Raw genomic sequence first — 4788 nt, forward strand, 5'->3', positions numbered from 1 at the left:
CCGACTCACACACTTTCCCTCAGCTTACGGTCCCGAGAGGTTATCCGAAGGCCCGCCCGCCGGGAGGGGTTTCTTCTGAGTGATCCCGCAGCGCGAAGCGCGAGGACCAGCGAAGAAGAAACCCCGCAGGCGGGCGGGCCCGGACAGGTACGTTACTCTTTCTCCACCGCGCGCATGATCGCCTTGTAGATCTCCATCAACGGGATGATCAGGAAGGCCAGGCCCAGCGCGGCAAGAACGCCCTTGAGCTCAAGCGTCACAGGGCCAAAGAACATCTCGGCAAGCGTCGGCTGCACGGTCACGATCACCGTCAGCACCAGTGCCAGAGCGGCGGAAGCCCACAGCCACTTGTTCTGCTTCTTCATGGTGAACAGCGACGCACGACGGCTGCGCATATTGAAGCAGTGGAAAATCTCGACCATGTTGAGCGTGATGAACGCCATCATCACGCCTTCCTCGTCGGCATTGCCGGCGATCATATCGGCGATGTGGATGTAGCCCATGTCAAAGTACACGCCCACAAAGAAGCTCGCCAGCACCAGCACGGTGATGATTAGGCCCTGGACCACGCAGTCCAGACCCATATGTCCGGCAAAGACACCATCCTTGGCGTTGCGCGGCTTGCGCTTCATGATGTCGCCCTCGGCGTCCTCCATGCCCAGCGCGAGCGCAGGGAAGCAGTCGGTAACCAGGTTCACCCACAGCAGCTGCACCGGCTGGAAGATGGTAAAGCCGATGAGCGTGGCGATAAACACCGAGAAGACCTCGGCAAGGTTGGCCGAAAGCAGGAACTGGATGACCTTGCGGATGTTGTCGTAGATGCGACGGCCCTCTTCGCAGGCACCGATGATGGTGGCGAAATTGTCGTCGGCAAGCACCATGTCGGCGACGTTCTTGGTGACATCGGTACCGGTGATGCCCATGCCAACGCCGATGTCGGCGCGCTTGATGGACGGGGCGTCGTTGACGCCGTCGCCCGTCATGGCCACGATCTGGTCGCGCGACTTCCAAGCCTCGACGATGCGTGTCTTGTGCTCGGGCTGGACGCGGGCGTACACGCCGTAGTCCTCGATGTGCGCGTCGAGTTCCTCGTCGCTCATGCGATCGAGGTCGGCACCGGTGATGGCATGGCTGCGATCGGTGACGATGCCCAGCTGCTTGGCGATGGCCACGGCGGTGTCGATGTGGTCGCCCGTGATCATGACGGTGCGAATGCCAGCGTCGTGGGCCTCGCGGATGGCTTCGGCGACCTCGGGGCGGACCGGGTCGATCATGCCGGACAGGCCGCAGAAGACCAGGTCGTGCTCGAGCGCAGCGGGGCTGCAGTCGCTCGGGACCTCGGTGTAGGTGCGGCTTGCCAGCGCCAGCACGCGCAGAGCCTCGTCGGCCATGGCCTTGTTGGCGGCCACGAGCTCGGCGCGACGCTCCTCGGTCAGCGGGACGACCTTTTCGCCCTCGTAGATATGGGTGCACAGGCCGATCACCACGTCGGGCGCGCCCTTGGTGTACTGCTCGTACTCGCCATCCAAGGTCTCGACGATCACGGACATCATCTTGCGGCCCGAGTCGAACGGGGCCTCGCCCACGCGCGGATGCTCGGCAGTCAGGCCGGTGAGGCCAGCCTTGCCGGCGTCGTTGACGAGCGCGCACTCGGTCGGCTCGCCCACGGCCTCGCCCAGCTCCTCGTCCCACTGAGCATCGGAGCACAGCGCCATGCCGGCCAGGAACTTCTCCTTGGGCGCAGCGAGCTCGTGCTTGACGACGGTCATCTTGTTCTGGGTAAGGGTACCGGTCTTGTCGGAGCAGATGGTCTGTGTGCAGCCAAGGGTCTCGACAGCAGAGAGCTTGCGGATAATCGCCTGGCGCTTGGCCATCTTGGTCACGCCAAGCGAAAGGACGATGGTCACGACGGCAACAAGGCCCTCGGGGATGGCGGCGACGGCGAGCGAGACGGCAACCATAAAGGTGTCGAGCAGGGCAGTCGGATCGGTAAGGACGTTGCCCACGCCGTGGCGGAGGATGTCAACGCCAAAGATGACGACGCAGATGACGATCACCATGATGGTGAGGATGCGGCTGAGCTCGGCGAGCTTCACCTGCAGCGGCGTGAGCTCTTCCTTGGCCTCGGCCAGGGCGCCGGCGATCTTGCCCATCTCGGTGTTCATGCCGGTGCCGACCACGACGGCGCGACCACGGCCGTACACGACGGTGGAGCCCATATAGCACATGTTCTTACGGTCGCCGAGCGGCACGTCGTCGGTGCCGGCGGCGAGCTCGATCACGTTGGCATGCTTCTCGACGGGCACGGACTCGCCGGTGAGCGCGGCCTCTTCGATCTTCATCGTGGCGCTCTCGAGCACGCGGCAGTCGGCCGGAACGGAGTCGCCCGCCTCGAGCATGATCACGTCGCCGGGCACGAGCTCGGCGCTCGGCAGGTGCACGAGCTTGCCGTCGCGCAGCACCTTGGACTGCGCCGCACTCATCTCCTGCAGGGCCTCGAGGGCCTCCTCGCTCTTGGCTTCCTGGACCACGCCCAGCACCGAGTTGACGATAACGACGAACATGATGATGGCAACATCGGCAAAGTCGGGCTCGCCCTTGACCATGCCCGTGAGCGCACTGATGACGGCGGCAACGATCAGCATGATGACCATGGGGTCGGCCATCTGCTCAAAGAAACGCTTCCACAGCGGCGTCTTCTCAGCTTCCTCGAGCTTGTTAGGGCCTGTCTTGGCGAGGCGCGAAGACGCCTCGTCGTTGCTCAGGCCGAGGTTCTCATCGACACCTTGGTCGCTGAGCACCTCCGCCGCGGCGGACAGGTATTCCTTTTGCATATAGAGTCCCCTCCTGGGATTCGGGCCACTCAGCAGATTGATGCCCGATCATAATTCCCAGGAGAAGGGCAAGGGCTCATCAAGGCTGCCGTGCTGAGCGGCAGTTGATAGTGGAGCTATGGTACCCCAAAGCGACGCGTCTAGCCAAAACAATCGGTTTGGAAATATGGTCCGCACGCAACGGTGCAGACCGTGTGATGCTCAACATTGGTAAAACGTTTTTTCTTCGGCACATCGCCAAACTGACATATCGCCCAGATAGCAGCGGTTAGAGCGGTTGGTAAATTTTCTCATATACCGTTTATCCCGCAAAAAATGAACTTCTAATTCGGCATACGGTCGATTTTATGGGGTATTCGGTCAGCATTTCGTTATAATCAACACGGTTTTATTTCTTATGGTTTATCTATCAGCGCAAGACGATGTCAGATGGAGGTCTGAATGTACAAGCGCACTAAGATTGTATGCACCATGGGTCCCGCCTGCGATAGCGACGAGACCATCCGCGAGATGATCAAGGCGGGCATGAACGTCGCCCGTTTTAACTTCTCGCACGGCTCCTACGACGAGCACCACGGTCGCATCGAGCGCGTCCGCCGTATTTCCAAGGAGCTCGGTCTGCCCGTCGGCATCCTGCTCGACACCAAGGGCCCCGAGGTCCGCACCGGCCTTCTGGTCGACGGCAAGAAGGTTGCCGTCAAGACCGGCGATAAGATCGTCGTCACCGCTCAGCCCACGTCCGAGGATTTCCACGGCACCGCTGAGCACATCTCCCTCGACTACCTGGCTCTGCCTTCCGAGGTCGAGAAGGGCTCCCTCATCCTGATCGATGACGGCCTGGTTGCCCTCGAGGTCGAGTCCGTCAGTGGCCAGGACATGACCTGTGTCGTTAAGAACGACGGCCTGATCGGCGAGCGCAAGGGCGTCAACATGCCCAACGTCAACATCTCGCTGCCCGCCATCACCGAGCGCGATCGTCAGGACATCCTCTTTGGCCTGACCGAGAACATCGACTACATCGCCGCTTCCTTCATCCGTGACGGCGAGTCCGTCCGTGGCATCCGCAAGCTTTGCCGCGAGAACGGCGGCGAGCACGTGACGATCTTCCCGAAGATCGAGTGCGCCCTGGGCGTCGAGAACTTCGACGAGATCCTCGAGGCTTCCGACGGCATCATGGTCGCCCGTGGCGACCTGGGTATCGAGATCAAGCCCGAGCTCGTTCCGCACATCCAGAAGGAGATCATCGCCAAGTGCAACGCGGCCTACAAGCCCGTTATCACCGCTACGCAGATGCTCGACTCCATGCAGCAGAACCCGCGCCCGACGCGCGCCGAGGTTGCCGACGTTGCTAACGCCATCTACGACGGCACCGACGCCGTTATGCTCTCTGGCGAGTCCGCTGCCGGTAAGTACCCGGTCGAGGCCGTTAAGATGCAGGCCAGCATTGCTCTCGAGACCGAGAAGTACCTCCCGGCCCACGCTCCGCTCGAGGTTCCGGCCGACGCTCACGGCACCCGCGTCGTCAACAACGTTGTGGGTATGTCCGCTGTGAACATGGCCACCACCGTTGGCGCCAAGTGCATCACCGTGCCGACGACAACCGGTCGTACCGCACGCCTGATCTCGCACTTCCGTCCCAACATGCCGATCTGCGCGTTCTCCCGCCACGAGTGGGCCGTCCAGCAGATGATCATGTACTGGGGCGTTATCCCGCACCAGGCCGAGATTACCCAGGGCACCGTCAACGGCACGATCGTCAAGGCGATCGAGACCGCTAAGGAGCTCGGCTACGTCGAGGCTGGCGATTTGACCGTCGCTACCGCCGGCGATCCCCGCATGAGCGTCCAGCTCGAGGACAAGGTCTCCTCGACCAACGTCGCTTACGTCGCTCAGGTGCGTTAAGTCGTACTTGCAAGCATGTTTGCATTGCAAAGGGCCCGGAAGGCTTCGCCTT

At 61.9% G+C, this 4788-nt stretch carries 2 protein-coding genes; one reads left to right on the forward strand and one right to left on the reverse strand.

All coding sequences use genetic code 11. The annotated features are described in order from the left end of the window. Positions 1-152: 152 nt before the first annotated feature. Positions 153-2834 carry a cation-translocating P-type ATPase gene (locus tag DXC67_RS03665; RefSeq protein WP_117637392.1) on the reverse strand — a complete coding sequence of 894 codons (2682 nt, stop codon included), beginning with the start codon at positions 2832-2834 and terminating at the stop codon, positions 153-155. 441 nt (positions 2835-3275) lie between these two features. Between DXC67_RS03665 and pyk the strand changes: the two genes are divergently transcribed. Next, positions 3276-4736, forward strand: a complete 1461-nt coding sequence (gene pyk / locus DXC67_RS03670) for a pyruvate kinase (protein ID WP_117637393.1) — start codon at positions 3276-3278, stop codon at positions 4734-4736. Positions 4737-4788 lie beyond the last annotated feature (52 nt).

The organism is Collinsella sp. TF07-1, from assembly GCF_003437235.1.
Classification (GTDB): domain Bacteria; phylum Actinomycetota; class Coriobacteriia; order Coriobacteriales; family Coriobacteriaceae; genus Collinsella.

Excerpts from the sequence above, each read along its gene's own strand:
- DXC67_RS03665 (WP_117637392.1), bottom strand. The coding sequence starts at position 2,834 with ATGCAAAAGGAATACCTGTCCGCCGCGGCGGAGGTGCTCAGCGACCAA.
- pyk (WP_117637393.1), top strand. The coding sequence starts at position 3,276 with ATGTACAAGCGCACTAAGATTGTATGCACCATGGGTCCCGCCTGCGAT.